The following is a 2047-nucleotide window of genomic DNA, read 5'->3' as shown; positions in this document are numbered from 1 at the left end:
CGGAGATCCGGCAACACCAAAAGATGCTTTTGATCTGATCGCGGCAGAGCTGGATGAAAATAATTACGCTTCATTCTATGAATATGATGATGACGGAACATTGATAAGGGTGAAAAAAGAAACCGTACAAGGTATCAAAACCATCCAGGAAAGCAGGAGTGGTATGCAGAAATCTGTAACCGATCTGTAAGAACAAAATAAAATTTATCTAAACTGATCAATCATAACAGGATGAAAAAATTAATGTTAATAGGTGCATTTCTTATCGGAGTGCAAACGGGTAAAGCACAATTGTTAGATTCAGCGAGCCATGAGATAATCAGGATCAACAAGGTGTTTGACAGCACCGATTTCCTTGGTTTCGATCTGCTGATAAATTACCAGGCCGACTCGGCGGGGGTTCTGAAAAGTACTGAACAGGTAGCTGGTAAATACCTGCTTAATAAGAATAATTTCTATTACCGGGTGGGAAATATGGAGTACGTGCAGGCAGATTCGTTTTCCTACACTTTTTATCACGATCAGGAAACGATGCTCATGTCTACCAATATGCAATCGACGGGAAATCTCTTCCCGGCTGCCAACTTCCGGGATTCCCTGTTAGGTTCACTGGGATCCAAGTATGATGTGTTCATGACGGAATTACCAACGGATTCGCTCAATCCGGTACCAGAAGATAGCACCTATTATGATAAGATCATCAGCTTCCGTATCAAAACAACAGTGCCGGAATATAATGCCGCCGGTTTTTTTCAAAAGTTTGATATCTACTACGATCGTGATAATTACCAGCCGGCCAAAATGCGCTTCAGTTATTTTGAACCGGCACCGCAGGAAGAAGATGTCGTAACGACCATGTACCTGCAGAATAAAACGGTGGACATAAATTTTTCAGCTTATTCCAGAGGGCCCGCTTCAGACCTGTTCAATGAAGCAAAATATGTGATCTACAACCGCCAGCGAAAAATATACGAGCCCGGACAGAAATTCAGGAACTACAGGTTCCTCACCAGCGGTTTTTTAAATGAAGACGAAGACGCACAGTATTACAATCAGGCTCCTTTTGAATATATAGGAGTTCAGTAAAAGCATTATCAGGGAATAATAGGAAATTCATAATTACATAACTTTTATGGGTAGAATAAAAAATACAATCAGGACATTCTTGCTGGCCATCAACCTGCTGATCATCACTAACTGTTGCTTCGCAACAGACGATCCGCCGTTATCATCAAGTTTTCGCGGAGCCACGGAGTTCGTAAAGGATGATGTAAGTGGTACCATGGCGCAAACCAAAGAAGTGATCGATGATATTTTTTATAGTGGTACGTTGAACCCTACCATTGCCAATCCTGCCAATGATAAGATCACTAATGTTGTAAGCCTGCTGGTGAGGGAAGATATGATCATGTACATCCCGAGTGATTTTACAGCTAAAGTAAATATCAAAATAGATTATACGCTGGTAAACGGTACAACAGGATCTGTCAATTCTACCTTCCTGGAAGTTACTTATACAAAAGCCGGGGGTGTAAAATATAATGCCCGGCAAACTATAAAATTCGATCAGTGCCGCAAAGTAAAAGTGACCATTATCGATGTACCCTACAAATCAGTAGCATGGGATGTGTGGGCTGTGCTGGAATTGGAAAACCGTATGCTGCGCAAGCGTGATTATGTATTTAATTACGATCAGGTCTTAACACCTTCCTTTCCCGGAGGAGAAATAGTGGTAGATGAATTGCCGATAACATGGCCTGCAAATGCGGAAATAGCAAATGGTAAAACCCATATAGATATAGAGTGGACATGGGTAGACGAAGAAGCGCTCGAAGAATACAAAAAGAATAATGGCGGTACCATGGATTTTGATGCAGATCTGCTGTTCAGAAATAATTCCAGTCGCGTAACGATCTCTGCCAACAAAAATACTTTCCGGATTACCAAACACCTCCACTCCAATTTAATACACTTTCCGGAGCTGCCAGATATTATTCTGCGGCTAACAGCGAGGTAAATGATGGCTTAAATAAATATATCCCGAATG

The 2047-nt window shown here is 41.4% G+C and carries 3 protein-coding genes; all 3 read left to right on the top strand.

The features are described 5' to 3' along the window. A partial coding sequence (locus EGI32_RS11080) for a hypothetical protein (protein ID WP_255155438.1) occupies window positions 1–190 on the top strand: 190 nt, incomplete at its 5' end. A 41-nt stretch (window positions 191–231) separates the two neighbouring features. Continuing rightward, on the top strand, window positions 232–1086 hold the full coding sequence (locus EGI32_RS11075) for a hypothetical protein (RefSeq protein ID WP_255155437.1): 855 nt from the start codon (window positions 232–234) through the stop codon (window positions 1084–1086). A 46-nt stretch (window positions 1087–1132) separates the two neighbouring features. Further along, the gene (locus EGI32_RS11070; protein ID WP_255155436.1) at window positions 1133–2017 is read left to right on the top strand and encodes a hypothetical protein; all 885 of its coding nucleotides are present in this window, start codon (window positions 1133–1135) and stop codon (window positions 2015–2017) included. Window positions 2018–2047: the final 30 nt, after the last annotated feature.

The organism is Ferruginibacter sp. HRS2-29, from assembly GCF_024343615.1.
Taxonomy (GTDB): Bacteria; Bacteroidota; Bacteroidia; order Chitinophagales; family Chitinophagaceae; genus Ferruginibacter.
Note: the sequence above shows the minus strand (reverse complement) of the source record. Positions and strands in the feature narration are given on the sequence as shown.

Coding starts and splice junctions, on each gene's coding strand:
- EGI32_RS11075 (WP_255155437.1), top strand. CDS start 232: ATGAAAAAATTAATGTTAATAGGTGCATTTCTTATCGGAGTGCAAACG.
- EGI32_RS11070 (WP_255155436.1), top strand. CDS start 1,133: ATGGGTAGAATAAAAAATACAATCAGGACATTCTTGCTGGCCATCAAC.